This is a genomic window from Propionibacterium sp. oral taxon 192 str. F0372, from assembly GCF_000413315.1.
GTDB lineage: Bacteria > Actinomycetota > Actinomycetes > Propionibacteriales > Propionibacteriaceae > Brooklawnia.
In genome coordinates, this window is record NZ_KE340297.1 from 610,694 (window position 1) to 636,483 (window position 25,790).

At 62.6% G+C, this 25,790-nt stretch carries 23 protein-coding genes; 18 read left to right on the plus strand and 5 right to left on the minus strand.

The annotated features are described in order from the left end of the window. Window positions 1-8: 8 nt before the first annotated feature. Window positions 9-1,379, minus strand: a complete 1,371-nt coding sequence (locus HMPREF1531_RS02820) for an L-serine ammonia-lyase (RefSeq protein WP_016668384.1) — start codon at window positions 1,377-1,379, stop codon at window positions 9-11. Between the two features lie 379 nt (window positions 1,380-1,758). On the opposite strand from HMPREF1531_RS02820, the gene HMPREF1531_RS02825 reads away from it, so the two are divergent. Genes HMPREF1531_RS02825 through gdhA form a run of 3 tightly spaced genes read left to right on the plus strand, consistent with a single transcriptional unit; the run spans window position 1,759 to window position 5,149 of the window. Then, window positions 1,759-2,427 carry a hypothetical protein gene (locus tag HMPREF1531_RS02825; RefSeq protein WP_016668385.1) on the plus strand — a complete coding sequence of 223 codons (669 nt, stop codon included), beginning with the start codon at window positions 1,759-1,761 and terminating at the stop codon, window positions 2,425-2,427. Between the two features lie 15 nt (window positions 2,428-2,442). Further along, window positions 2,443-3,789: a serine/threonine-protein kinase gene (locus tag HMPREF1531_RS02830; protein ID WP_016668386.1), complete on the plus strand. Its 1,347-nt coding sequence runs from the start codon at window positions 2,443-2,445 to the stop codon at window positions 3,787-3,789. 22 nt (window positions 3,790-3,811) lie between these two features. Continuing rightward, window positions 3,812-5,149: an NADP-specific glutamate dehydrogenase gene (gdhA, locus tag HMPREF1531_RS02835; RefSeq protein WP_016668387.1), complete on the plus strand. Its 1,338-nt coding sequence runs from the start codon at window positions 3,812-3,814 to the stop codon at window positions 5,147-5,149. Between the two features lie 88 nt (window positions 5,150-5,237). Here the strand turns inward: gdhA and HMPREF1531_RS02840 are convergent, their stop codons facing one another. Then, window positions 5,238-6,854 (minus strand): helicase HerA-like domain-containing protein, encoded by a 1,617-nt coding sequence (locus tag HMPREF1531_RS02840; RefSeq protein WP_016668388.1) that lies wholly within the window; start codon window positions 6,852-6,854, stop codon window positions 5,238-5,240. 323 nt (window positions 6,855-7,177) lie between these two features. Here HMPREF1531_RS02840 and HMPREF1531_RS02845 point away from each other — a divergent pair, with 323 nt between their 5' ends. Together HMPREF1531_RS02845 and HMPREF1531_RS02850 are read left to right on the plus strand one after the other, a co-directional pair. Next, window positions 7,178-7,501: a type II toxin-antitoxin system VapB family antitoxin gene (locus HMPREF1531_RS02845; protein WP_036897057.1), complete on the plus strand. Its 324-nt coding sequence runs from the start codon at window positions 7,178-7,180 to the stop codon at window positions 7,499-7,501. A 9-nt stretch (window positions 7,502-7,510) separates the two neighbouring features. Continuing rightward, complete coding sequence (locus HMPREF1531_RS02850; RefSeq protein WP_016668390.1) at window positions 7,511-8,026, plus strand: LytR C-terminal domain-containing protein; 516 nt, start codon at window positions 7,511-7,513, stop codon at window positions 8,024-8,026. Window positions 8,027-8,227: 201 nt separating this feature from the next. Here HMPREF1531_RS02850 and HMPREF1531_RS02855 read toward each other — a convergent pair whose 3' ends face one another. Beyond that, on the minus strand, window positions 8,228-9,427 hold the full coding sequence (locus tag HMPREF1531_RS02855; RefSeq protein ID WP_016668391.1) for a hypothetical protein: 1,200 nt from the start codon (window positions 9,425-9,427) through the stop codon (window positions 8,228-8,230). A gap of 228 nt (window positions 9,428-9,655) precedes the next feature. On the opposite strand from HMPREF1531_RS02855, the gene HMPREF1531_RS02860 reads away from it, so the two are divergent. After that, window positions 9,656-11,641 (plus strand): hypothetical protein, encoded by a 1,986-nt coding sequence (locus tag HMPREF1531_RS02860; protein ID WP_016668392.1) that lies wholly within the window; start codon window positions 9,656-9,658, stop codon window positions 11,639-11,641. A gap of 49 nt (window positions 11,642-11,690) precedes the next feature. Here HMPREF1531_RS02860 and HMPREF1531_RS02865 read toward each other — a convergent pair whose 3' ends face one another. After that, window positions 11,691-13,022, minus strand: coding sequence for an FUSC family protein (locus tag HMPREF1531_RS02865; RefSeq protein ID WP_156860147.1), 1,332 nt, complete (start codon window positions 13,020-13,022; stop codon window positions 11,691-11,693). Between the two features lie 215 nt (window positions 13,023-13,237). Beyond that, complete coding sequence (locus HMPREF1531_RS02870) at window positions 13,238-15,049, minus strand: ABC transporter ATP-binding protein (RefSeq protein ID WP_016668394.1); 1,812 nt, start codon at window positions 15,047-15,049, stop codon at window positions 13,238-13,240. A 132-nt stretch (window positions 15,050-15,181) separates the two neighbouring features. On the opposite strand from HMPREF1531_RS02870, the gene HMPREF1531_RS02875 reads away from it, so the two are divergent. The 12 genes from HMPREF1531_RS02875 (at window position 15,182) to HMPREF1531_RS02925 (ending at window position 25,733) form a co-directional block, all read left to right on the plus strand. Then, the gene (locus HMPREF1531_RS02875) at window positions 15,182-16,078 is read left to right on the plus strand and encodes an A/G-specific adenine glycosylase (protein ID WP_016668395.1); all 897 of its coding nucleotides are present in this window, start codon (window positions 15,182-15,184) and stop codon (window positions 16,076-16,078) included. Between the two features lie 90 nt (window positions 16,079-16,168). Next, window positions 16,169-16,753, plus strand: coding sequence for an SGNH/GDSL hydrolase family protein (locus tag HMPREF1531_RS02880; RefSeq protein ID WP_156860148.1), 585 nt, complete (start codon window positions 16,169-16,171; stop codon window positions 16,751-16,753). Window positions 16,754-16,893: 140 nt separating this feature from the next. Further along, complete coding sequence (locus HMPREF1531_RS02885) at window positions 16,894-17,610, plus strand: hypothetical protein (protein ID WP_016668397.1); 717 nt, start codon at window positions 16,894-16,896, stop codon at window positions 17,608-17,610. Between the two features lie 143 nt (window positions 17,611-17,753). Further along, window positions 17,754-18,086, plus strand: coding sequence for a hypothetical protein (locus HMPREF1531_RS02890; protein ID WP_016668398.1), 333 nt, complete (start codon window positions 17,754-17,756; stop codon window positions 18,084-18,086). Further along, complete coding sequence (locus HMPREF1531_RS13525) at window positions 18,083-18,925, plus strand: OCRE domain-containing protein (protein ID WP_016668399.1); 843 nt, start codon at window positions 18,083-18,085, stop codon at window positions 18,923-18,925. Before HMPREF1531_RS02890 ends, HMPREF1531_RS13525 begins: the two co-directional genes overlap by 4 nt. A gap of 5 nt (window positions 18,926-18,930) precedes the next feature. Continuing rightward, a complete protein-coding gene (locus HMPREF1531_RS02895; protein ID WP_036897060.1) occupies window positions 18,931-19,914 on the plus strand; it encodes a hypothetical protein in 984 nt (327 codons plus the stop codon). 54 nt (window positions 19,915-19,968) lie between these two features. Beyond that, window positions 19,969-20,931, plus strand: a complete 963-nt coding sequence (locus HMPREF1531_RS13530) for a hypothetical protein (RefSeq protein ID WP_016668401.1) — start codon at window positions 19,969-19,971, stop codon at window positions 20,929-20,931. 120 nt (window positions 20,932-21,051) lie between these two features. Continuing rightward, window positions 21,052-22,050 (plus strand): ABC transporter ATP-binding protein, encoded by a 999-nt coding sequence (locus tag HMPREF1531_RS02905; protein ID WP_016668402.1) that lies wholly within the window; start codon window positions 21,052-21,054, stop codon window positions 22,048-22,050. Window positions 22,051-22,100: 50 nt separating this feature from the next. Then, complete coding sequence (locus tag HMPREF1531_RS02910) at window positions 22,101-22,916, plus strand: hypothetical protein (protein WP_016668403.1); 816 nt, start codon at window positions 22,101-22,103, stop codon at window positions 22,914-22,916. After that, the gene (locus HMPREF1531_RS02915) at window positions 22,913-24,064 is read left to right on the plus strand and encodes a sensor histidine kinase (RefSeq protein WP_016668404.1); all 1,152 of its coding nucleotides are present in this window, start codon (window positions 22,913-22,915) and stop codon (window positions 24,062-24,064) included. The genes HMPREF1531_RS02910 and HMPREF1531_RS02915 overlap by 4 nt, the downstream gene beginning before the upstream one ends. Next, window positions 24,061-24,675 carry a response regulator transcription factor gene (locus HMPREF1531_RS02920; RefSeq protein WP_016668405.1) on the plus strand — a complete coding sequence of 205 codons (615 nt, stop codon included), beginning with the start codon at window positions 24,061-24,063 and terminating at the stop codon, window positions 24,673-24,675. The genes HMPREF1531_RS02915 and HMPREF1531_RS02920 overlap by 4 nt, the downstream gene beginning before the upstream one ends. Window positions 24,676-24,764: 89 nt before the next feature. Continuing rightward, entirely contained in the window at window positions 24,765-25,733 is a 969-nt protein-coding gene (locus tag HMPREF1531_RS02925) for an asparaginase (protein ID WP_016668406.1), read from the plus strand. Window positions 25,734-25,790: the final 57 nt, after the last annotated feature.

The window sequence follows — 25,790 nt, forward strand, 5'->3', positions numbered from 1 at the left end:
GCGAAAACTCAACACTCGACGATACTCACCGCCAGCCCACCGCGAGCGGTCTCCTTGTACTTGGCATTCATGTCGAGCCCGGTCTGCATCATGGTGCGCACACAGTTATCCAGCGTGACGTACTGGTAACCGTCGTCGTTGATTGCCATGCGTGCCGCGGTAATCGACTTGACCGCGGCAATCGCATTGCGCTCAATGCAGGGAATCTGCACCAGTCCGCCAATCGGGTCGCAGGTGAGACCAAGATGGTGTTCCAGGGCAATCTCTGCGGCATTCACCACCTGCTGCGGGGTGCCACCAAGCAGTTGGGCAAGCCCTGCCGCAGCCATCGCGGAGGCACAACCAACCTCTCCCTGACAACCGACCTCGGCCCCGGAGATGGACCCTGATCCCTTGAACACAACCCCCAGGGCCCCGCAGGTGAGCAGGTAGTCGCGGATCATTTCATCGCCAACGCCGGGAATGAAAGTGTGGGCATACATTCCGACGGCCGGAACCACGCCCGCAGCACCATTGGTGGGGGCAGTCACGATGCGTCCTCCGGCTGCGTTCTGCTCATTGGTCGCCAGCGCCCATAAGGTAACCCAGTCGAGAGCAGCCAACGGGTCATTGGTCTCGGTGCGACGCTGCAGGCGCTTGTGCAAGGCCGATGCCCGGCGGGTGACGAACAGCCCTCCGGGCAAAGTGCCGTCAGTGCGGCAGCCGATGTCGATGCAGTCGGTCATGACTGACCAGATCCGGTCGATACCCACGATGACCTCGTCGGCGGATTGCTGGGCGCACTCATTGGCGAACATCAGTCCGGGAATCGTCAACTGGTTCTCGTTGCACAAGTCGATGAGGGTGGAGCCCCGCGAGAAACGGTACGGCCACTGCCGCTCATCGGCGGGTATCGGAGGCTGGCCGCTACCGTCATCGGCGACGATAGCTCCCCCGCCAATCGAGTAGTAAATCTCATCGGCGATCTTCGTCTTCCCCACCCAAGCCGTGAACTCCAGGGCATTGGGGTGAAAGCGCAGCCGTTTGGTCATGTGGCGGACCAGATCGGCAGTGGTGTCAAATGCGATATGCCGGACACCTAGCAGGGTCAGCTCGTTGCGGGACCGGATCTCGTGCACTCGGGAGGGAACCGTGTCCACATCAACGGTGTCGGGGCGCTCCCCCTCCAGTCCGAGCACCACTGCGGTACCAGTGCCGTGTCCCCACCCGGTTGCACCGAGGGAGCCGAAGAGCTGAACCTTGACCCGGCTGACTTCGGCGAGACGCCCAGATTCCTGCAGACCGAGCACGAAACTGCGCGCCGCGAGCATCGGACCGACCGTGTGCGAGGAGGACGGACCGATCCCGATTTTGAAGACATCGAACAGGGAACAGGTCATACAGCAAGTCTGCGAGATCACATCGGTCGGCGCTGGCGTTCGCTCAAAATATCATCCAGCAGCGACCGGATCGTTTCGTTGTGCCCGACTGCAACTGCCGAAACACCCACCACCGTCGCGCCCCTGGCAACAACTCGGGTACCGGGAAACAGGATAAGAAACCGGGCAAGAAGATACTGGCAGCCCCAGCACCATCCAAGACCTTCGTCGCATCACTGCGGCGACTCTCAAAACCCCTTTGACTTCGCTGAACTATGTTCCAATGGATGGCTGGACCATTCCGGTTCCCACCCCAGCCCAGTTTGTTGCTCCACAGCGGCCCGCCATGCTGGCAACCAACCTCCGTGCGCGTCGATCACTACCACTAGTCTTGGGCTTGATGGACACTGAGATTCTGGCCGGCGAGCGTGCCCTACAGCGCAAATTCCGCCTCATCTACCGCACGATCGCTTTGATCCTGCTCGCGGGTGGATGCGTGGCGTTGCTGTGGGGTGGCTGGCACAACTCCGTACGATCCGGGATCATCATCACCGCCGCCGTGATCGGTATCGCCGTCGTGCTCGGCGGGTTGATCATCGCCACCGGGCGACGCCGCCCCGGAGACCTGGCCTCCACCGGCCCGTGGTCCTGGGGGCAGGTGTACACCGGGGCCACCGCCAAGCAGTGCTGGAATGCAATGAGCCCCACCATCTCACGCAACCAGTTGACCTTCCGCCGCCTGACGAAAACCACCGGCATGGCTGAACGCTCCGCCGGATTGCTACATCGCAAGGGCCACCATCTGGTCGACGTGCGTCCTTCCGAGGATCATCCAGGCTGGCAGGTGGTCACCGTCCAATCCGCACCTGACCTGCCGACAACCGTCACCGACTTCGGGCGCGGCAGGGCGATCAACCATTCCCTCCTTGATGCGGTTCCCAACCGTAGGACCCCTGAGGAGATGACAACCGGACATTTCCCGCTGACCTCCCCGGCGACCGGGACCCCCACCGACAGGCACCCACCTGAGGTGAACGACGAGGCGGCCGTGGCCGTCGGGACCGAATGAGGTAGGAGTTCTTCCATGGCATCCGAGTTGCTCGCCGACCGCTACGAACTCGTAAGTTCCGTCGGCAAGGGCGCGACGGGCGAGGTGTGGCGCGCCACCGACACACTGCTGCAACGCAACGTGGCCGTGAAGGTCGTCGACCTTGAAGGGACCAAGGACCCTGCGATGGCCCAGCGCTTCCGTCGTGAGGGCATCGCCATCGCCGGACTCAATAACAGCGCCATCGTGAAGGTCTTCGATACCGGCACCACCCCCACCCGCGGATGGCTGGTGATGGAACTACTCACCGGACCGAACTGCAACACGCTGGTGCGGGACCATGGGCCGCTGGATATCAAGACCGGCCTACCACTGCTGGCCCGGGTGGCCGACGGCCTTCAGGCCGCCCACGACGCGGGAATCACCCACCGCGACGTGAAACCGGCAAACATCGTGCTGGATGCCCCAATGGCCGCCGATGGCACTCTCCCCGATCTGATGACGAACCCGGGAAACGGCCGTCCGGTACTGGTCGATTTCGGTATCGCCCAGCTCGTTGATGAGGTCGGCACCCAACTCACCCGCCCATCAACCGCGATCGGCACCGCCGCTTACATGTCCCCGGAGCAGGCCCGCGGCCACGTCGCTGATCCCGCATCCGACGTCTATTCGCTGGCCTGCGTCACCTACTACCTGTTGCTGGGACGGCCCCCGTTCACCGCAACCAGTTCCTTGGCAGTAGCCCACTCCCAGGCCTTCGATACCCCGCCGTCTTTCCGGGAACTCGCCCCAGACTGCCCCGAAGCATTGGATGCCCTGCTTAAACGCATGCTCGCCAAAAAACCGGAGGACCGTCCAACCGCAGCCGAGGTGGCCAACGAGATGCGGTCCATCGTGGCTGACCCGTCGATGGCCCCCACGGTTGTTCCGGATCCCGACATGTACACCGGGCGGGGCCCTGCCGCGAGCGAGACTAAGAAAGCGAACAAAAAGCGCCGGGCGACCCTCATCGCATTGCTGTTGGTGCTCGTGGCCCTCGGGGGGCTGTTCCTGTGGAGGCTGCTGGGCCCGCGCAATCCTGCGCCCACTCCCAGCAGTTCCGCCGCGACGGTGACCACCACCCACACCATCGCAAAAACCTCGCAACCGTCTTCACCATCGGAGACGCCCACACCGACGCAGAGCGAGTCCTCGGCCCCGGCAGCGCCGGTCACCGTGACACAGCAGGCGACAACAGAGACCCAGCCGACAACAGAAACCACTGTCCAAGCTCCGACCACGGTTCACGCAACGACGACGGTGGTGCAAACTGCCACTGCAGTGGCAACGACCACGGTGACCGAGCAAGCTGCCCAGACAACCGAGGCCGCCCCTGCGCCGTAGAAGAAATGAAGAAAGGTCTCCCATGGACACACAGCTGACCGGTGTTTACGACCAGGTCGTGTCCCGCAATCCCGGTGAAGGCGAGTTCCACCAGGCAGTTCGCGAGGTTCTTGAGTCCATTGCCCCCGTTCTCGAACGTAACCCGCACTACATCGAGGCCGCGGTGCTCGAACGCATCTGCGAACCGGAACGCCAGATCATCTTCCGGGTTCCGTGGACCGATGATTCCGGCAAGGTGCAGGTGAACCGGGGTTTCCGCATCGAATTCAACTCGGCCCTGGGCCCCTACAAGGGCGGGCTGCGGTTCCATCCCTCGGTGTACCTGGGCATCATCAAGTTCCTGGGATTCGAGCAGGTCTTCAAGAATTCACTGACCGGGCTGGCCATGGGCGGCGGCAAGGGCGGCTCCGATTTTGATCCGCATGGCAAATCTGATGCCGAGGTGATGCGGTTCTGCCAGTCCTTCATGACAGAGCTCTCCCGCCATATCGGTCCCAGCACCGACGTTCCCGCTGGCGACATCGGTGTAGGCGGCCGCGAGATCGGCTACCTGTTCGGCCAGTATCGTCGTCTGACCAACCGGTACGACGCCGGGGTGCTCACCGGCAAGGGCCTCGCCTGGGGTGGTTCGCTGGTCCGCACCGAAGCCACCGGTTACGGTCTGGTCATGTTCACCGAGCGGATGCTCGCCACCAAGGGACTGTCCTTCGACGGCCGCAAGGTCACTATCTCCGGTTCAGGCAACGTCGCCATATACGCCACCGAGAAGGCCCAGAGCCTCGGGGCGAAGGTGATTACCTGTTCCGATTCCTCCGGTTACGTGGTTGACGATGCGGGCATCGACCTTGATCTGCTGAAGCAGATCAAGGAAGTAGAACGCGGGCGCGTCTCCGATTACGCGGCCCGCCGTGCGGGTGCGCAGTTCATCGCTGGTGGTTCGGTGTGGGATGTGCCGACCGACATCGCTCTGCCATGTGCCACCCAAAACGAGCTCGACGGGAGCGCAGCGAAGACCCTGCTCACCAACGGCGTAGTCGCCGTCGTCGAGGGCGCAAACATGCCCTCGACCCCGGATGCGATCGCCGCCTTCCAGGATGCGAAGATCCTCTACGCCCCGGGCAAGGCCTCGAACGCCGGCGGCGTGGCCACCTCGGGCCTGGAGATGCAACAGAACGCTGCCCGCGACTCGTGGACCTTCCAGTACACCGAGGACCGTCTGGCAGCGATCATGGCGAATATCCATGACACCTGCGCCGAGACCGCCGCGGAATACGGGCACGAAGGTGATTACGTAATGGGCGCCAACATCGCTGGCTTCGTGAAAGTCGCCGACGCGGTGATCGCCCAGGGGCTCATCTGAGCCCTGCCTGATCCGCGCCGTTGACACACACAACGTGACCGCCAAGTACCCAGCTACAGGTACTTGACGATCACGTCGTTGTTGTGGCTCAGCGTCGGCGACGGGCTGTGCCGAACAAGGCACGGACGATTTCCCGACCAGCTGAGCGGGCGAATTGCTTCACCACCGATGAACCTGCGACCTGCTCGATCACCGATTTCTCCTGCCGTCTCGAACGTGACGAACCGGGCTGTTGGATAGTGGGCTGACGTTCATTAGCGGGGTGCGTCGGGGCCGCGGTGGGCTGGCGTCCTGGTGGGGAACCCGGGGCGGAATCACCGGCAGGCGCAGCGACTCCGGCAGCCTCCTGCTCGGCAGCCTGCGCTCCAGCCTCCAGTTTGCGGGCCAGCATTTCCAGGGCTGAATCACGGTTGATCTCCTGGGCATATTTTCCGTGCAGCGGCGAGCCATTCACCAACTCGGTGATCCGGGCTGCTTCGGTCGGACCCATCGTCGAGGTGGGCGCGAAGATACGAGTCCAAGCGACGGGAGTCGGAGCCCCGTCGGGATCCATCACGGTGACGACGGCCTGGCCGATACCCAGCGAGGTGAGCAGTTCTTCCAGCTTGTAATCCGACGTCGGATAGGTGTTGACCGTTGCCCGCAGCGCCTTCGCGTCGTCGGGAGTATGTGCCCGCAACTGATGCTGCACGCGGGAACCAAGCTGGGCCAAGACGTCGTTGGGTACATCTTTGGGGGTCTGGGTGATGAAGAAGACACCCACTCCCTTAGAGCGGATCAGTCGCACGGTCTGGGTGATCTGGTCGACGAAGGCCTTGGATGCCCCGTTGAACAGCAGGTGCGCCTCATCGAAGAAGAAGACGAGCTTGGGGTGGTCGGCGTCGCCCACCTCGGGAAGGTCGTGATAGAGATCGGCCAGCAGCCACATCAGGAATGTGGAGAACAGCGCCGGGCGGTCTTGAAGGTTCGGCAACTCCAGCATGGAGACCACACCAGTGCCATCGGGAGCCCTACGCAGCAGGTCGTTGGTGTCAAACTCAGGTTCCCCGAAGAAAACATCACCACCCTGGGAGGCCAGATTGGTGATGGCGCGCAGGATGACCCCCGCGGTCTGCGACGACAAACCGCCGATCCCCTTCAGGTCAGCCTTGCCCTCGTCGGAAGTGAGCCAGGTGAGCAGGGCACGCAGATCCTCTAAGTCGAGCAGCGGCAGACCCGCCTGGTCGGCGTAGTGGAAGACTAGGCCCAGCGACGATTCCTGGGTCTCGTTGAGGCCGAGTACCTTCGCCAGCAAGATCGGGCCGAAACCGGTGACGGTGGCCCGCAGCGGAATTCCATTGCCCTGGCCGCCCAGCGCGTAGAAGTCGACGGTCGGCGCCCACGGTGCCCAGTCCTGGCCGTTCTTGGCGGTGCGGGCCAGCAGCTTCTCCGACGGGGTTCCGGGGGTGGCCATCCCAGACAGGTCGCCCTTGATATCAGCTGCGAAGACCGCCACCCCAGCCTTGGCGATCTGCTCGGCCAGCACCTGCAAGGTGATGGTCTTTCCGGTACCAGTGGCCCCTGCGATGAGGCCGTGCCGGTTGAGCATTCCCAGCGGGATGCGGATGCGGGCGTCGGTGACAGGGGAATCGTCCACGCTCAGCACACCCAGCTCGATGGCTGGTTCGTCGAAGGTGTAGCCGGCCTTGATCTCATCTGCAGACATGGCTCAAGAATGCCACGGGAGCCTTCGATTTCACCGATGATGCACCCGGCACGGCACCCCTGGGCTGCAGGCACCACGAGCCGGTGGTGACCGTCCCGACATCCCAGCGTGGGACGCGGATGCACAGGCTCCTGAGCGGAAACCCCGGCATCCGGTGACGTCCGGGAGTGCAACTGCGCCCCGACATCCCGCGATGGTATCTTCCAGAGATCCCGGCACCAGGCACGCTGGATCCGGTGCTGGATGCAGCACAAATGTTTCAGCCCCGAAAATGTATGGTCTCGAATGGCCTTCGTCGGCTCCCGAGCACGTAAGATGAGCGGGTGATCTTCAAACGAGTCGGCGATGGCTGCCCCTACCCGGACCACGGGTTCACCATGCGCGACTGGGCTGGCATCTCACCCCAGCAGGTTCATCTGTCGGAGCTCACCACGACGAGACTCAATTTGCAGCTTGATGCTCTCCTCGACGAAGACTCCACCTTCTATGGAGATCTGTTTGCCCATGTGGTGGCCTGGAAGGGAGAGCTGTATCTTGAGACAGGGCTGCACCGGGCCCTGCGTTCGGCTCTGCAGCAACGACAGACAGTACATGCTCGGGTTCTGGAGTTGGCCGAGGACGGCACGCCCCTGCCCGACAGGCGCTAGAAGGTGATCGTGAACTCATCGACCCGACGTTGGGCGACCCCGGTGGCCCTAGCCGTCATGGTGCTCCTGCTGTTCTTGGGCGCGTTGTTCGGTTGGTCACAACTCGTTCGTCCATTCGGCGATGCCAGCAAGGTCTGCGTGACCCAACAGGCCGCATCATTGGCAACGAACCAGGTGACCGTCAGGGTATTCAACGCAGGATCGACCTCGGGCATGGCCGGTCAGGTCACCGAGCAGCTGCAGGCGAAGGGATTCGTCATGCAGCCGCCCTCCAATTCCGATGAGACCGCCACCGCCACCTTGGTTATCGGCGCCAAGGCCGACGATCCGGCGGTCAAACTGGTCGCTGGTTTCTTCGGCGGCGCCATCGTCCAGGGAGATAACCGCAAAACCGGCGTCGTCGACGTGATCGTCGGCGACAATTTCGGTGGTTTCAACGACACCGCTGCCACCGAGATCGCCGTTCCCGGCGGGGAGGTCTGTCTGCCCCCTGCTTCCTCCCCGAGCCCCACGACCCCAGCCTGAAATTAATTCTGCGGGTCCGCGTCACTCTCCTCACGACAACGATCTTTTGGCACCCGGCCACCGACCAAGTACACAGACGTCCCTCGCCGAGTACGCAACCTGACCGCTTGGTGCCTCGGCGACGGGAGGAACTTGGCCCATCGGCCATGGGCCGAGAATTTTTCGTGGAAACGCAAGGAAGAACACCTCGCACAACGCGAATCAGCCCACAAGACGGTAGAGCTCATAACTTCCGTCGGCACGCTTCGCGGTAATCAACCCGTCCACCACGCTCACCTGGGAGCCAGTCGCACCGATGATCCTTCCCTGGCCTGCGCCGCTGCCGTCAGAGAGACGAACCTCGTCGCCATGTGAAAACAGCACCTTGGAGCCGTCAGCGTTGACCGCGAGGATCTCACCGGAGATCCGCGAGCCAGAACCCACAAAAACAAGTTCTCCCTCGTGACGACCGGCGATAACAGCTCCGTCAGCGTTGACCGCGACCACGGGAACCGGTTGGCTCAACTGCTCCAGCGAATAGAAGACACCCTGGACGCGAGCGGGAAATGCGGGAACGTGGAAGGTCTGGGCCGTTGCGGTGTTCGTTCCCTTGAAATCGAATAAATAAGCCTGCGATTCGCTTGATGCGGAAGTGATCGCATAACCGTTGGTGGCGAGTTGGAAGACGTGGCCGTCATCAAGAGCAGTCCAAGCGACGGTGACTGCACCATCGGCGGTGTTGAGGATGGTGTACCCGTTTTCGTTGTTGCATCCGATGTGCTCACCGACCTGTGAGCAGGCCACCGAAGCGTTCTCGAGCGGCTGGGTCCACTCCAGTTGACCGGCCCGGTAGGCCTTGAGTTGGGCGCCGGTGGATGACGTCATCTTCACCACGAGCAGGTCACCCGCGGCGATCGTGGTGACCTGCTCCGGCGCAGGGTCCAACTGGGTCACCACCAGCAGACGACCAGTAGTGACGTCAACGCTTGCCAAATAACGTTCCTCGCCACGGGCACCGATGCAATCCACAATGCCGGTGCGCAGCGTGGAGGAGGCCACCCCGGAACAGTTGATGTCGGTGATCGTGTATTTCTGCATCCCGGTGCGCACGTCGATACCGCTCACCACACGACCGGAATCCGATTCGACGAGCAGCACTGAACCATCAAGCGAAGCCGCCAAGGGCTTGCCGGGCAGAGTGCTGCTGCGCGGGCTGGCATCGTAGCCGCCCAGCCAGGTGATGGCCGAGGCCGTCACCGGCACATAGGAAGCCTTGGAGAAATTGGGGCCGCGATCAACCAAACGCATGACGATCATGGCCACCACGACCACCAGCATGAGGGCGACGAAGCCCGCAATGAGCTTGAGCGGCATGGTCAAGCCCTCGCCGCGTTCGGGTTCCTGTTCCCTCTTCCCGGGCATCGACTCGTCTCCTAGTCGTCGTGTGCCCCTCAAGACTAGCCGCACCAGATCAGCGCCCAACCTGGCCGACGGGCCGTGCCGCTCCACCCACCATGTGTGCCCGCACCATGACGCCTGCTGACACGATGATCGAGATCGTTGTTGACGGCACAGTTGGTATTGCCTGCGGCTTGGTCAAACCGCATCTGGCCGGATGAACTGGCCCACGCACGTGCTAGGACACATGCCATGAATCTCAGTTCATCTCAAGCTCCTCATGCTTCCTCCCCTGGGAGTACAAAGATTCGAACCGCGAACCGGACGCTCATCATCGTCATCGCAGCAGTCTTGCTCACCGTCTTGATGGTTGGCGGGGGACTGTTGCTGAAGCACTTGCGCAGCGACACCAAGCAGACAGAAGAACCTCGCCTCACGACGACCGTTGACCTGTCCAGCCTTGGGGAGAAGATCACCGCCAAACCCCTCCGGGCAGACGGTGCTGCAGTGATGTCCCACAATGAGATACATATCGCTCGAATGGCGCACAGCACCGGTGAAGCACTCGTCGCCATCGATGCCACTTCCACGACCGGGCACCCCAAATGGATCACGCCATTGCCGACAGACTCGGTGGATACCCCCCTGGACTGCCGCCTCAGCGATGAAACCGTCGACTGTGGCGATGGCATTTCTGTCGACATGGCCACCGGGATGAGCAAGGAACACGTGACGGAGCAGGGCAGCAGCCCACACTCCCAGGAGACGACCGGCACAACCTCGGCACGACTGGAGGCCACGCCCACCGATAAGACCCCACTGAGCATCGACGACTCCGGCCATGTCAGTTCCGATGGCACTGAGGTGACAGGTCTCCAGTTCGCGGCAGGCACACCGGTCTGGGCCGCAAAAGCCGTTGAGAAGGACGGGCTGTGGGTACTCAGCGACGGGGCAGTTCTGGCCGGGGTGAAAGACGGCAAGCAGCTGTGGGGAACTTCCCTGCCTGAGAACTCTGCCGAGATCAACGGTCTGGGTACCGGGACCGCACCGCATTGGATTGCCAGTGCAGACGCCGTGGTCTTCGCCAGCCCCAACGGCATTCACGCCGTCGACCCCGTGAAGGGCAAGGACATCTGGACGATCGACACCCCGGTCACCTCCTGGGTCGGCTCCACCGATGCCATCGTGGTGGTCAACGGCACGATGGCATCGGTGCTGGGCGCCAACGGATCGAAATCGGCCGATGGGACACCGGCACCGCCTTCCACGACATCCACGATCGACTTAGCGAACACCACTCTCGACGTGCCGGAGAAGTGTGCTCAAGTATTCGGATCCGGCGCTGCGGGCCAAGGGAATTCAGTGACCTTCGCTAACGGTACGGTCAAAGGTGATGCCCCCAGCGGAGGCGGGGCACCCGGGGCGATCCAGATGATGGAGACTCACCCCGCACTGCTCTCCGGTAAACCGGCCAGTGTGGTGCTGTTGAACTGCAACGGTGGCGGGAACTATTCCTTGTCGAGCCTCGCCGCCTACGACACCGAGGCGCATCTGCTCGGCGCCCTTGATCTGGAGTGGCTGCCCCATTTCGCCCACCTCCAAGAATTCCAGATCGATGGCCTGTCGGTGGTGGGAGGCACCATCAATTTCAAGGCGTCCGGCCTTCAACTCCTCGGGGACAAGGAGTGCAATGCCTGCCGGGGAAGCGGAACGGCCGATATCTCCGCTGCCTGGAATGGCCAGGAGTTCGTGACCACCGATGTCGTGTTTCATACTCCCGCCGGTGATGTCCGGGTACCGAAGACCACCGATGTGCAGACCCTATACGATGCGGTGGCCTCCGGCGACGACAACTACGCCGCCACGTACATGTCCCCGCAGCTGATCGCTTCCCTCGGCAATGCAGTGGGGTCCAGCGGTCGGGAGACGAAACGCAGCGTTCACTTCGCGGAGGGTAACCACGTGCTCGACTGCTCCTTGGCTGGTCCCACCAAGACGGCCTCGGGGTCTTCCGGCAAGGTTGAGTTTCCCGGTGGGAACACCATCCCCATTGCGAGCTCCTCAGCGGCTCACGGCGACTTGTACTGTCCGGTCGTCGCATCCGGGGATAACGCCGACAACTGGGCAAAGCCCATGCCCAATACGGCTGGCGGCGTTGACTACACCATCTGGCTCGTGCTGAGCGGCCAGCCCGACGGTAGCTTCCAGGTGAAGGAGCTGGGGCGCTTCGGCGGCTGACACAGCCTCTTCAGCCCTGAGCGCCAGGTCACCCACGGGGTTCCGGCGCTCAGGGCTGAGGCCTGTCATTGCCCGGGGAAGAATCATCATCCGAGTGCGAATCAACCGGCAACGAGCGATCATCCATGCAGGATTCGTCGCACACGGCCGGAAGCTCCTCGGTACCCCACATCACCGACGGCATCTCCACGGAGGTGGCATCGGGGTCCTCGATCGGATCAAATTCGCCGGTATCAGCGAGCATCCCCCTGGCCTGGGTCATCGACAAACCCGTTAGTTCGAGCAGATCAACGACCAGGGCCCGCACTAGGGAGACCAGGGTCGCCGAGCGCCAGTCCTCGTCATCGGTGATGTAGGAGATGGGGCGTAATTCACCAGCCAGGGCGACGGCCTCGTCGCGGGCACCAGTGGGTCGCTCCCAGTTGCGGATTCCTTCGGAAACCCTTTCGAGCAGGTCGGCGACATGCCACATCACCTTGGCCAGTTCCGGAATCGATCCGATCTCCGCAGTCATGCCACGAGACTGCCGTTGCAGCATCGACAAGGTGGTATGCATGCGTTCGGTGAGTTCAAGCATCCGCTGGAGTTCGATGAGTTCGGCGCGGGTCCCCCTGGAACGCCATTTGATGGATGCGGTATCTTTCGCGCAGGTGAGGGCCTGTCCTGCATCGCTGAGCAGTTCACGGATGGCAGCCAGCAGGCCTCGCAGTTTGGACAGTTCGGCCGGGTTGCCGTCCAAGACAGCCTTGGACATCCGCCGCAAGGCCCGGGAGCACTCACCGATCGCGAAGGCGATGTAGCGCCGGGGCCGGGACACCATGTTGCTCGGGATCAATGCAGTGGCGATGAGCGCGACCAGGGCACCGATGATCGCCGGTACGAGCCGCTCGATAACGCTGAATTGCTCTTCTTGGGCATTGATGCCGATGATCGCTGCCAACACGATGGCGTTGATCCCGGTTTGAAAGGTGACGATGTCGCTGCGGTCGATGAACCGCCCGATGAGCGGTCCGATGAGCAGCAGCAGGAACATCTGCCACCATCCGAACCCAAAGCTGTGGGTGACGATTGTGCCCAGGAACACCCCTGCGGAGGCCCCGATCCCAAATTCGATGACCTTGCGAGGCTGACGGTTGCGAGAAAAACCCATGCACAGATAGGTGACGATGGGTGCGAAGATCGGGTTGACCATGCCGAGAACTTTCCAGCACAGCATGAAAGATGCGGTCGCCAAAACGGCTGCCTGCAGATTGGGGATGAATGCTCCGGATACCCTGAGCAATCCGTTGCGTACCTGAGCCTGCGAGTAGTCCAGCATCCGCTGCCACCATCTCTTGCGACGGTGGGCATGCCGGGAACGAACGGAGGGGTTGGTTGTCACGCGCCGAGTCTATTCGGCCACCTGCCCGCCCGATCCGAGGGGTCATGAGCCTAATGGTGCGCGCAGAACCCTACCGAAGAGCCCTACCCCGCTGAGCACATTCATGCACGTCATGGAAGGGGTGGGTGTCCGAGTAGCCGCCGGGGCGCGATGGACCGCTGCGACGACGACCTGTGCAAGGTGCGGGCCCGGCCCGAGTGACTGTCCGGCCTGGATCAGGCGTCCTCGAGTATCTCGGTGCTGATGCGCAGGGCGGAAACGAACTCCCGGTAAAGATCATCCCGGGCAATAAGTTCCTGGTGAGTTCCGGTGTCGCGCACAGTTCCTTTGTCAAGCACGATGATCTGGTCGGCATCGACGATAGTGGACAGCCGGTGGGCGATGGTCACCACGGTTCCCGTCCTCCCGGCCTCGGCGATGACTTGGTGAATGGCTGCCTCGGTAGTTCCGTCGAGTTGTGCAGTGGCCTCGTCGAGCAGCAGCAGGCCGGGGCGGCGCACCAGTGCTCTGGCCACCGCGAGGCGTTGACGTTCCCCGCCTGAGAGGTTGGTCTCGGCCACCAGGGTGTCTAGCCCGGCTGGCAGGGACCGGATCCTATCGGCAAGCCGTACGGCCTCCAGCGCATCCCAGACCTCTGCGTCAGTGGCATCGGGAACCCGGAAGCACACGTTGTGCCGCACACTGGCCGGGATGACCGGGGTCTCCTGCTCGACATATGCGATGCGGGATCTCACCTCATCGATGCTCAGCTGCTCATAGGAGATGCCATCGAGTTCGAGCCGCCCGCTACTGGGATCCAAGAAACGCAGTACCAGCGAGAAAACCGTCGTCTTCCCAGCTCCAGATGGGCCGACGAGGGCGATGTGACCAACACGTGGGATCTCCAGGTTGACCCGGTTGAGCGCGGGGGCACTTGCGTCCAGATAGCCCGCGGTCACGTCGCGAAGGGCGATGAGCGGGACACTGGGATGAGGATGTGGACGCACCGTGACTGCTGGCCGGGAATGGGTATCCTCCAGTTCCAGGTGATTGGTCTCGTGAATGCGCGCGGCCGCGGCGAGCCCGGATTGCACCGAGGAGAAGGCTCCTGCCAAGGAGACGATCGGCTCGACGATGTTGAAGGCATAGAGCAGGAAGGCGACCAGGGTGGAGACCGTGAGATCACCACTGGCGACGCGTGCGGCACCCAACCCGAGGATCACGATGACAGCGAGTTGCGTGCCACCGCCCGCGAGCATCCCAACCAGGGACCCGTAACGCACCGAACGAATCGCATACCGTGCGGTGTCGGCGGCCTTCTCTCCGACCCATGCGATTTCCCGGGCCTCGGCCCGGCTGGACTTCACGGTGCGCAGCGCCCGGATTCCGCCACCGAGACTCGCGCCGAGTTCGCCGAGGGAGTCCTGGGCCTGCTTTTCTGCCTGGCCGATCCGTGGCAGCAAGATGGCGATGCCCACACCGATCACGGCCAGCGCAACAAGTGTGGTTATCAGCAGCTTCCAGTCGAGGACGGCCATGAGCACGATGGTTGCGACCAGGGAGACGGTGCCGTTGACGAGCTGCACGATGCTTGAGGTGGTCGCCTCACGCAGCAGCACGGTATCGCTGGTCACCCGGGTGACCAGTTCCCCGACACGGAACTGCTGGATCTGCTCTAGTTTCGAACGAAAACAGCGCTCGATGAGGGTGGTCCGGGCGTCGAGCACGATGCCTTCCGCGAGGCGGCCGAGCAGCATCGACTGCGCAAAGCCGGCGATCATGCCGATGATCAGCAACCCCACCAAGATGGCCACCGGGGTTCCCAAGTCGGAACCAGCCGACAGCGCGTCGATCACCCACTTGGTCGCCATCGGCGTGGCCATCGTGACAGCCGTCGCGAACAGCCCCAACAGCACACCGGCGAGTACCGTGCGCAGGCGGGGTCGGGTGTATGACCACAACAGCCCGATACCCTGCCGAAGCGGCGGCTTCGCGGTATCGGGGGCGTGCTGGTCTGGGCCATCATGCACAAGGGGTGTGTCCTTCATCTTCTTCATGTCCTTCTGGGTCACCGTCGGCGATCATGACAAGAAGTTGGGCCGGGAAAACGGCTGCTGGTTGCGTAGTCCGGCTACCGGGTGTCAATCCTATGTGCCCGGTTCTGCTGGCAGGCTGGTCACATGCCTCGTGTGTCCCGCTTCGACGATCCCGGACGCTGTTTGGTCATCAGCTTGGTGAATTCCTGGTTCGATGGGGCTGCCCGCGATCTTCCCTGGCGGGCGCCGGGCACCTCGGCGTGGGGTGTGCTGGTCAGCGAGTTCATGTCCCAGCAGACCCCGGTGGCCAGGGTCATCGGACCGTGGCGGGAGTGGATGCACCGCTGGCCGACGCCCGCCGCACTCGCCCAGGCCACCACCGGGGAAGCCGTACTGGCTTGGGGCCGACTGGGATATCCGCGCAGGGCGCTGCGGTTGCACGCGGCAGCCGAGGCAATCGTCGAAGGCCATGGTGGGGTCGTGCCCAGCGATCTGCAGGCGTTGCTCGGCCTGCCCGGGGTCGGCGAATACACGGCGGGGGCGGTGCTTTGTTTTGCCTTCGGTCGCCGCGCGCTGGTGCTGGATACCAATGTGCGTCGGGTACTAGCCCGCATTGAGACCGGCGTTCAGTATCCGGCCAACGCCACGACGGCCGCAGAGCGGCGGCTTGCCGCACAGTGGCTACCCGGCGACGACGCGACCGCATCCCGGTGGGCTGCGGCCTCAATGGAACTGGGGGCGCTGGTGTGCACAGCCTCGTCACCGGATTGTTCATCGTGCCCGGTTGCGGATCACTGCCGGTGGGCAGCTGCCGGGTATCCGGCCCATGATGGCCCGCCGCGACGTCGCCAGACCTATGCGGGCACCGACCGGCAGGCCCGGGGCCGGTTGCTGGAGGTGCTGCGGCACAGTGAGGTGGGCGTCGATGAGCAGACCCTGTTGGGAGCGTGGGCTTGCGACACCGCCCAAGCTAGGCGGGCTCTTGACGGATTGCTGGACGACGGATTGGCTCATCGGCAGGCCAATATGATCATCTTGTGAGACCGGCGCCTACTGTTGTGCCATGACCGGGCTGGATAATCTCGACCGTGAGGTCTGCAGCATGCTGTGGGTTTTGATGGGCCAGTCGCAATGATCGCCGCGGTCCGCATCGCCGTCACCGGTGATTCGATTGCGTATGGCCGCAATGATCCGGCAGGTGGGTGGGCAGCCCGGCTCGCCGAGCACCATCTGGGCGCAGGGCTGCCCGGGCGCCGCGTGTGGAATCTGGCGATCCCGGGGGCGACCCTGCTGGGCATGAGGCGGTATTCCCCCGCCGAGTGCCGGGTGCGGGAGGTAGACACCGTGCTGATCGGTGCAGGGATCAACGACATTGCCGGAATCGGTGGGACCCGTGAGACCCCGAAGCACCTGACCACTGGCATGGAGGAGTTATGCCTCGCCCATGAAGGCGATGGGCGTCGGGTGGTGGTGCTGGGCCCAACATGGTTCGATGAGCAGCGCATCGGTACGGAAATGGGGCTTCGGGTCGAGACCGCGACGTTGCAGTGTTACCGGGAATCGCTCGCTGGATTATGTGAACGTACCGGCCGGGTCTTCGTCGATATGTGGGAGCCCCTGGCGGGTCGCACGGATTTACTGGCCGATGGAGTACACCCGAGCCACGAGGGGCATCAGGTTCTGTGGGAGCATCTCATGCGGGTATGGGTAGAGTGACGGTAGCGATCCCGTACCGGACACCCCGATCTTCCCCGGTGATCAGGAGCCGCATTGAACCGAATGGTCAGGGGTAATCGGTCCGCAGGTCGTAGGGGCCTTGGCCTCGTGGAATCAATCGGCGTCAATGGGAGGAAAATATGAGACCAGACGAGGGCTGGGTGGTTGACCCGGATGACGAGTTCTTGAAACCACCATCTTTCGGGCTCGAAGAGCCGGAGGAAAAACCAGAAGAACCGGCAGAGGAATGGGACTTTTCCAGGGGATTCCGTGACGGCACAGGTTCTGTGCGAATCTGGACCGACGAGGATGGGCACCTGGAAAAGGTATGGGTGTCGGCGAACTGGCGGAAGAAGGTGAAAGGAGGCCCCCTCGCGCAGGCCTTCCTCGCGACATTCTTTACGGTGAATATCGTCTGCTTGACGGGCAAACACACCCTGCCGTTCCCTGAACCGCTGCCCGCCAAGCCCTACGACGGCCCGCTCAGCTGGGACACCCTTCGGCGGGCGCAAGCAGATCATGCGGCCGTCGATGCCAAGCTGGCGGAGCTTGATGAGAGCCTGCCCCCGACGCGTTGGGTGGGCGATGGGGCCGTTGGCACGGACTACGACGGTGCGGTGAAGCTGTACGTCGGGATGTTCGGCAACCCCGCCGGAGTAACTTTCGAGGAGGAGTGGCTAGACGGTCCGGTGCGGGCGAGCGAGATCGCTAACGGAGTGATGACTGCCTACCGAGACGCGATGAGCCGATATGTGAAGCCGTACGTGGAGTTTGGGGAACGGGAATTGCTGGCCCGGGAACATGATCAAATAACACGCAGTCTGTTGGCTACGGCACAAAATGGAATCAAGCCCTGAGCAGCCAAAATGGCTGTTTGAGGAAGGTTTTTCTTCGAGTTGAATACAGTACTGTATTCAGTTTTTTCTGGGGATAGCGCGCCAAGGTGACCCGGTTGTGGGTGATGATGACTGCGTCACTCGCCCCTCCGGAAGGATGATCCATGGCCGTGAATCCGTTCGATGTCAGTGCCACAGGGCCACAACGTGCCGCCACTGCTGATCATTCCGGTTACCGGGCCGACACCGATGATCTGCTGGTTGATCTGGAGCTTCCCGAGGAGCTCATCAACCCGGGCAGGCACCACAAGCCGAATAACAAGGATGCTGCTGGCACCGGCATGATGCCGCCAATGGTCGGCGGCGCTGGGAACGGTGGGGCGGTGCCCGGTCCGGGTTCTGCCGCAGCGAGAGCCGGGGCGAGCGGGTTGGCACCGGGCACAACCCGCTGGCTGGCGGAATCGCTGGTTCGGGAAGCACCGGAATCGGGCCGGTGAGCACGGGCGGCACCGCGCCTCTCGGCACGGGAAGAGTTGCGCCCGATGGCGCGGGAGTGGCCGGGATCGGTGGTCTGCCGGGCGGTTCTGGCGGAACGGTCGCCGCGGGTAACGGCTCGGAGTTCGGGTTCGGAGTCAACCCCGCCACGGGACGGCCCTGGTCGCCGTCGGATCCGGGATTCGTCGAGAAATTCGGCACGTGGGATCCGGCGACGGGTAGATACCACAACCCAGTCACCGGCCAGTACTACGATCCTGCGACGGGACGATGGAGTTCGGGTGGTGGAGGATCATCTGGCAGTGGGTCATCTGATTCACCGGGCAGCGGGGACGGTGCCTCGTGGGGCCCGGGGTCATCGGGTGGAACGGGGGTGCACCCACCCTCCGGAGCCCCGTCGACGGGCGGTAGTGCGGGAGCACCGGGTGCCGCAGTGGGTGGTGTGACCTCTTCGGGTGGAACACCAGGTGCGCCCAGCGGCGAGCAGCCATCAACCGGGCCGGGGGCCGTGACGATACCGGATTCTCACGGCTCGGCGGGTGGGGACTTCCAGGTGTCGGCCGAGCAATTGGATGTTTCCTCGGCGAGGTGGGGAGACCTGTCTGCCCGGATTTCGGAGTTGAACCAACGCGTCGCAGGGTTGCCTGATTCGATCAAATTCGGCCGGGTGGATGCCCCCAGGCAGGCTTACGGTTCCGCGCAGGGAACGGCTCAAGAACAAGGAACATCGGCAGGTACCTCGCTCTCGGATGTGTCGTCGGACCTGAGGAGGTCTTCGATGGATTACACAAGCACCGAGGATCAAAATACCGGCATTGCAGGCTCATCAGGAGAAAGGTGACGTTTATGCCTCGGCAGGTTTTCACGGATTCGTGTGGTCCGGTTTCGGTGTTTGAGGGTGGTGATATTGAGGGTGCGGTTGCGTTGTTGTGTGCGATGGTGAATTGTGTGGTGGAGAATGATCGTTTGGAGGCGGATATTGCGCGTAGTTGTATCAAGCGGTCGTGGTATTTCACGGATAATTATGATGCGAAGGGTACTGATGCCAGGTTCGCGGTGATTGAGCAGCAGGTGTATGACGAGTTGGCGTCGGTGGTGGGTTCGAGGTTGGTGTGTGAGAATAATCCGTTGCGGGTGCCTGCCGAGCATGCTGGGGAGTTGGGGTCGTGGATTGAGACTGGTGATGCGATCGTGCCGAATATGGAGGGCCCGTTCGTGGAGTGGAAGCAGATCGCTTCTGGTTACCGGGAGGTTGCTGAGGAGATTCAGACGTTGAAGGTGATCGAGGGTTGGGAAGGTGATGGTGCCGAGGCGTATCGGCTTAATGTCTTGCGTAAGGCGGCCTGGTTGGATTCCCTGGCCGATCTGATGGACAACTGCAAGGCAATGACCGAGGCAGTCAGCAACATCCAAGCCCTCCTCAGCTCAGCAATATGGAACACCATCAAAGAACGCACACCAGGCAACAACCTTCCAGACCGCGATAATCTCAAAGGACTTCTTGAGGTCGATGTGAATAGGCTGCACGTAAAATACGAGGCCATGTCGAATAATGAGCTTTTTCAGGCTAGTTTGTATCAGAGGACGTCTCGTATGGTGTATGAGTTGGCTCAGTTGCGGGCGTCGATCCGTATCGTCGATGATGAGGGTCAGGCGTGGAAGAGGTTGGCCGTTGAGGCTGGCGATAAGCTCATAGCGGCCGTGGAGGCTGCGAAACAACACCAACAATCCCTGACCGACTACAACAGCACCACCACAGTCGACACAGACCCACAAACCTGCGCCATCATCACAGACAACACCGACCCACACATCAAAGACGGCTGGTGATGGCTTTCTACTCGACATGGCTGATGGGTAATAGAGGTTTTTTGGGAGGTCATCATGCGCAGGGTTTTCAAAAGTACGTGGAGTTTGATGACGGCGGTAGTCATGTTGATGGTTCTTGCAGGATGTCACACCGATGATGCGTCAAACGGGCCTTCCATACCAGACCAGTTTTCATCGATCATCGAACACTTCCACGTAACAGACATCTACGGAGGATACATCACATCTCACACCAGTCGCATCTCATACAATCTTACTGTTCTTTACGCGGACTATGACGGCAAACCAATGAGGCTAGTGGCAGATAGAGACAATCAGCTAAGAGCCGAAGAGTGGGGCGGCCCATCATTGGCTAGCAAGAGGCCAGTTTCGGATTTTGATGTTTCGGCATTGGAGGCACGTCGGCAGAAGCTGGCCGAGGGACGCACCGACTGCGATCTCGTGACATTACATTTTGATGTTTCGGTTTCTGGTTCGGTGCTGGAGCAAGCTTATTGTTCTCCTGTTGGGCGAGGCGGAGAAGATTATATTGTGGGTAGTTCGGTGCTTGATGGTGAGAGTTTGGTGGAGGGCCCGGATGTCAGGAATCCTGATCATGTGGCCCAGTTAGCACGCGTGTATGACAAGATGCTTCCCGGAGGCGTCATGGTCGATTGGACGTTGAGTTTCGGCAGACCAGAAAACCAAGACGCCTACGGCCCAAAAACCATCAACGCCCAGGGTGAGTCCTGTATGCCCACCATGCGGTCCTCAGCCACCGAGATCACCACATACAACGTCGGCTGTGGAGGTCTACCCGCATACAACGAACAACCATTCCACCTATCAAACTTTGACCCCAATCTGGTAAACATCGTCGCCGACCGACTCGCCGAAGCAGGCATCGACATCAACCAAGCAATGACACTAGACTTCTACTCACAAGACGGCACCAACCTCACCTACAAACTCACCACCCTCCAAGCAAGCGGCATGCTCAACCCAGCCACCACAGGAACCATCACCCCCACCAAATAACAAGCACAGGGCTTCTCCAGGCAAAGATCCATTGGTTCACCCGCAATGATGACACCTGTCATACCCGATCGATGACAACGCTCAGTACCCGGTGCGGCCATTGCCGGAGAGCCTTGGATCATGACAACGAATAAACCCGCATCCAATCAGGCCAACAGCGCCCCTACCCAAGCCAGCAACGACTCATCCGAAGCAAGAATGCCTCTCGCCGTCGACGTGCAGGGACTCGTGAAATGCTTCGGCACGGTGCGTGCCGTCGACGGCATCGACCTGGCCCTACGCCCTGGGGAGATCACCGCATTCCTCGGCCCCAATGGGGCAGGCAAATCGACGTCCTTGGATGTCATCCTCGGCTTCACCAAGCCCGACGCCGGAACCGTCCAGGTCTTCGGCCACCATCCGGTGCAGGCAGCCAGGAAACTGTTCACCGGCGCGATCCTCCAGGAAGGCGGTCTGCTGCCCGACTACACGGTGCGCCAAACGGTGGATGTCGTCGCCGCGATGCGCGGGGCCCGCCATGACATCCCAGCGGTCACCGAACTCACCGGGTTGTCTCCCATCCTCGGGCGCAAGGTGTCCAAATGCTCCGGCGGAGAACGCCAACGGTTGCGCCTGGCACTGGCGCTGCTGGGCAACCCCGACGTGCTGGTCCTTGATGAACCCACCGCAGGGATGGACGTCACCGCACGCCGCCTGTTCTGGTCAGCCATCCGCGAACGCGCCGGGGCCGACAAATCGGTTCTCTTCGCCACCCACTACCTGCAAGAAGCCTCGGATTTCGCCGACCGGATCGTCATCATCAACAAGGGCCGGATCGTCGCCTCCGGATCGGTCGATGAAGTCCGTGCACTGGGTGAGGGGACCATCATCACCGCAACCTGGCCGGGGCTCGACGGCACCGACGCACTCCATCAGGCCCTGGCCCCCGTCGCCGATTCCATCCTCACCGCTCACCTGCACGGAGAACACGCCGAGATCCGCACCACCAAGCCCGACGACGTCGCCCGCCTCCTACTGACCTCAACCCCCACACACCATCTGGGCATCACCGCACTCAGCCTCGACGACATCTTCGCCGAGCTGGTCGACGAATCCGCCGAGGCCGGACCAGCCTGCTGATCACGCCCCACCCCGTAGCATCATTCATGACACATAGAGGAACGAATTCCATGACTGCCACAGCAACCCACCAAGCCACTACGCCCCGGCCCGGCATCAAACGCCCCAGTCTGCTGCCCTATGTGCGTACCGAACTGCGCAACAGCCTGCTGCGAATCGACACGATCATCTTCGTCGTCATCATGCCTCTGGCCTTCTACCTCATGTTCGGTGCCATGACGGAATACGGCGACATTGACGCCGGGAACGGCACAGTCTCCGCCGTCGTCATGGTCAATATGGCAGCCTTCTCCACCGCCATAGCTGCAACAGCTCTCTCCGGCACGTGTGCCACCGAACTGACCGACGGCTGGGGACGACAAATGGCACTGTCCCCCGGCGGCATCCGCTCCTACTACCTGGTCAAGGCAGGCAGCGCGATCCTGCTGTGTCTGATCCCCGTCACCCTCATTTTCGCAGCCGGATTCATCACCGGCGCTGCATGCGACAGCCCAGGCATCTGGGCCGCCTCCTACATCCTGTGCCTGCTTCCCGCCATCCCATTCGCCCTGTACGGGATGGCCATTGGCATGTGGTTCCCGACCCAAGGCGCGGTCGGCACGGCCACCGCATCGGTATCGGTGTGGGCCTTCCTCGCTAATATCTTCATGCCGATAGGTGGTTTCCTATTCACCCTCGCCCACTGGACCCCGCTCTACGGGGCCGCGATGCTCGCCCAGCGCCCCATCCTGGAAAACATGGTCGTCACCGCCACCGGTCCCATCGATGAATCCCTGTGGATTCCCGTGGTCAACTTGCTGGCGTGGACACTCCTGCTGGGTCTTATCTGCATGGTCTCCCGTCGCCGAGTGACGCTGAGGCGATGAACAGCACAACAGAAACCGTCTCCGAGTCCTGGCCAAGGAGCCGCAGCCGACGAGGCCGACTCGGCATCGACTGGTTCTCCTCCATGTGGGTGGTGCTCCTGCTTCCCGCGGCAGCCGCCTTCCTGCTCTCCCCGCACCCGGCATGGGCGAAGGCCGTCGGAGCCGCCGGTTTCATCGGCTTCGCCTGCGTCTACATCATCGGAGTGAACCGCTCCCCCAGTCTGGAGCGATTCACCCCGGACACGGGGCTGCGCGAGGAACTCACCCCGCTGGCCGCCCCACTGCTGCACATGAGCCTGTTCACCATCGTCACTCTGGTGGCGGCCAAATGGTGGGCCATGTGCTTCGTCCCCTTCTTCGCGGCCTTCTTCTTGTACACCACCCGGGTACGCACTGGCATCACCGGGGCTCTTACGCTCATGGTTCTCGGCGTCGCTCTGGCTCGCCTGGGCTCATCCGAACCTGGGGTATTCCAGATATCGCTCGGATCTTCGGCCTCGGTCTTATTCGTTCTCTTGGGCCGCTTGGAAACCGAGCAGGAACTGCGGCGCAACCGGCAACTGCGTGCCGAGGCAGCGGCTGCCGAACGGGAGGAGATCGGCCGGAACGTGCACGATCTCCTCGGTCACTCGCTGACCGTCCTAACCCTCAAGGCGGAGGTCGCACAACGACTCATCCACCGGGACCCCGACGCGGCAGAACGGGAACTGGCAGAGATCGTCACGCTGTCCCGGGCGGCCCTGGCCGACGTGCGGGCAACCGCAACCCGGCTGCGTACCCCCGATCTTGCCAGTCAGATCGAAGCCACCCGAACCGCCTTCGCTGCTGCCGATATCAAGGCCACCATCACCGGCGAGGCATCCGACATCCCTCTACCACAACGCGAGTTACTTGCCTGGGCGCTGCGGGAAGCGACAACGAATGCCGTCCGGCATGCGGCAGCCACGCAGGTACTGGTGAGGCTATCCCCCGGGCTTCTAGTGGTGACCGACAACGGACGTGGGATGGGCGATGCCTCCCATGGCAACGGTCTGACCGGTCTGGGTGCCCGGGTCAAGGCAGCAGGAGGCACGATGACTATCACCAGCCCAGCACCCCACCAACTGGCCGACGAGGGCCCCGGGACCGAACTGGAGGTGATTTTGTGACGACCCCCATCCGCCTTCTCATCGCCGACGACCAAGCCTTGGTGCGTGGAGCCCTCGCCACCCTTCTCGGGCTGGAGCCCGACCTGGCGGTGGTCGCGCAGGTCGGCACCGGCAGCGAGGTCGTCGAATCCGTCCGGCAGTACGCTGTTGACGTCGCGCTACTGGACATCGACATGCCCGATGGTGACGGGCTGGCCGCGGCAGCGGCCCTGACCGCATCTCATCTTCCCTGCCGCAGCCTGATTGTCACCACCTTCGGACGGCCTGGCTATCTGTCTCGGGCCCTGGAGGCCGGCGCAAGCGGTTTCCTCGTCAAGGACACCCCTCCGGAACAGCTGGCCGACGCGATTCGCCGGATCCATGCCGGGCTGCGGGTTATCGACCCGACCTTGGCCCAAGAGTCGGTCCTTTTGGGCCCGAATCCGTTGACGGACCGGGAGAAGGATGTGCTGCGGCTGGCAGCCCGGGGAGCCGACGCGCACGGGATTGCGGTACAACTGCACCTAGGCGAGGGGACAGTGCGTAACTATCTATCCAGCGCGATCGCCAAAACCCAGTCCCGCAACCGTACCGAGGCAGCCCGCACCGCCGAACGCAATGGTTGGCTGTAACCACATGGACGCGACCGCGGCATGGCCCTACCCTTAGAAAACGCGGGGCCAGCGAGGGCCCCTGCGTGTCTGAATGAGGAGAATCCGAGATGCCCACAGTCCATGTCCTGGCCACCGGCGGAACAATTTCCTCACGCTCGGCCGACAGTAGTTCTGGGGCGAATGCCACCGACAGCGCAGCCACGCTGGTGCAGGGCATCAACGAGCAGACCAGCGTGCGCAGCAGCGACGTGCTAACCACGCTGAGCTTCCTGCTCACCTTCGCCGATCTGAGGCGCCTCAAGCAGGCCGTGGACCAAGCCCTGGCCGACGAGGAATGCACCGGGGTGGTCATCACCCACGGCACCGACACCATGGAGGAAACCGCCTTCTTCCTTGATCTGGTGCACACCAGCGATAAACCGGTGGTGTTGACCGGCGCGCAGCGCACCGCGGATTCGTCCACACCCGATGGCCCGATGAACCTCACCGATGCCGTCGTCACGGCGGCCCATCCCGCGATGAGAGGTTGTGGGGTGCTCGTCTGTTTCGCAGGAAAGGTGTACGCCGCGCGCGGAGTGCGCAAGACGCAGACCTGGGAATTGGATGCCTTCACCGGAGATACATTGGTGGCCCGTGTGGTGCGGGGCCAACTGCAGCCGCTGGCCGTGCCACGACGGCGCCCGGCACTGCCCACCCCCGATGAGCGGTTCGATACCACCCGGGTGGAGATCGTGCCGTGTTTCCTGGGCGCGACCGCCCACATCATGCACCACTTGGTGGATCAGCCGACCGACGGGATCGTGTTGGCAGGTACCGGCATCGGCAATGCCGGACCCGATTTCGTGGACGCGGTACACCGGGCCGCGAAGGCCTCCATCCCGGTTGTCCTGTCGACGCGGGTCGCGTGGGGGCCGGTCTTTCCGGTCTACGCAAGCGGTGGGGGCGTCGACCTGGTGGACGCCGGGGCCATCGCATCGGGTGAGCTAAGTGCTCCCCAGGCACGCATTCTCACCGCATTGCTGGTCGCGACGGGACCGGCCACCGATTTCGCCAACCGTTTCCTGCTCCATGCGTGAGGCTGCCCGCGCACGGTGGTGAAATCCCCGGCTCCTGCGGTACTCGCCCTCCCCGCA

Coding starts and splice junctions, on each gene's coding strand:
- HMPREF1531_RS02915 (WP_016668404.1), top strand. CDS start 22,913: ATGAACAGCACAACAGAAACCGTCTCCGAGTCCTGGCCAAGGAGCCGC.
- HMPREF1531_RS02820 (WP_016668384.1), bottom strand. CDS start 1,379: ATGACCTGTTCCCTGTTCGATGTCTTCAAAATCGGGATCGGTCCGTCC.
- HMPREF1531_RS02910 (WP_016668403.1), top strand. CDS start 22,101: ATGACTGCCACAGCAACCCACCAAGCCACTACGCCCCGGCCCGGCATC.
- HMPREF1531_RS02875 (WP_016668395.1), top strand. CDS start 15,182: ATGCCTCGTGTGTCCCGCTTCGACGATCCCGGACGCTGTTTGGTCATC.
- HMPREF1531_RS02925 (WP_016668406.1), top strand. CDS start 24,765: ATGCCCACAGTCCATGTCCTGGCCACCGGCGGAACAATTTCCTCACGC.
- HMPREF1531_RS02860 (WP_016668392.1), top strand. CDS start 9,656: ATGAATCTCAGTTCATCTCAAGCTCCTCATGCTTCCTCCCCTGGGAGT.
- HMPREF1531_RS02855 (WP_016668391.1), bottom strand. CDS start 9,427: ATGCCCGGGAAGAGGGAACAGGAACCCGAACGCGGCGAGGGCTTGACC.
- HMPREF1531_RS02830 (WP_016668386.1), top strand. CDS start 2,443: ATGGCATCCGAGTTGCTCGCCGACCGCTACGAACTCGTAAGTTCCGTC.
- HMPREF1531_RS02885 (WP_016668397.1), top strand. CDS start 16,894: ATGAGACCAGACGAGGGCTGGGTGGTTGACCCGGATGACGAGTTCTTG.
- HMPREF1531_RS02890 (WP_016668398.1), top strand. CDS start 17,754: ATGGCCGTGAATCCGTTCGATGTCAGTGCCACAGGGCCACAACGTGCC.
- gdhA (WP_016668387.1), top strand. CDS start 3,812: ATGGACACACAGCTGACCGGTGTTTACGACCAGGTCGTGTCCCGCAAT.
- HMPREF1531_RS02825 (WP_016668385.1), top strand. CDS start 1,759: ATGGACACTGAGATTCTGGCCGGCGAGCGTGCCCTACAGCGCAAATTC.
- HMPREF1531_RS02870 (WP_016668394.1), bottom strand. CDS start 15,049: ATGAAGGACACACCCCTTGTGCATGATGGCCCAGACCAGCACGCCCCC.
- HMPREF1531_RS02905 (WP_016668402.1), top strand. CDS start 21,052: ATGACAACGAATAAACCCGCATCCAATCAGGCCAACAGCGCCCCTACC.
- HMPREF1531_RS02895 (WP_036897060.1), top strand. CDS start 18,931: ATGCCTCGGCAGGTTTTCACGGATTCGTGTGGTCCGGTTTCGGTGTTT.
- HMPREF1531_RS02880 (WP_156860148.1), top strand. CDS start 16,169: ATGATCGCCGCGGTCCGCATCGCCGTCACCGGTGATTCGATTGCGTAT.
- HMPREF1531_RS13530 (WP_016668401.1), top strand. CDS start 19,969: ATGCGCAGGGTTTTCAAAAGTACGTGGAGTTTGATGACGGCGGTAGTC.
- HMPREF1531_RS02840 (WP_016668388.1), bottom strand. CDS start 6,854: ATGTCTGCAGATGAGATCAAGGCCGGCTACACCTTCGACGAACCAGCC.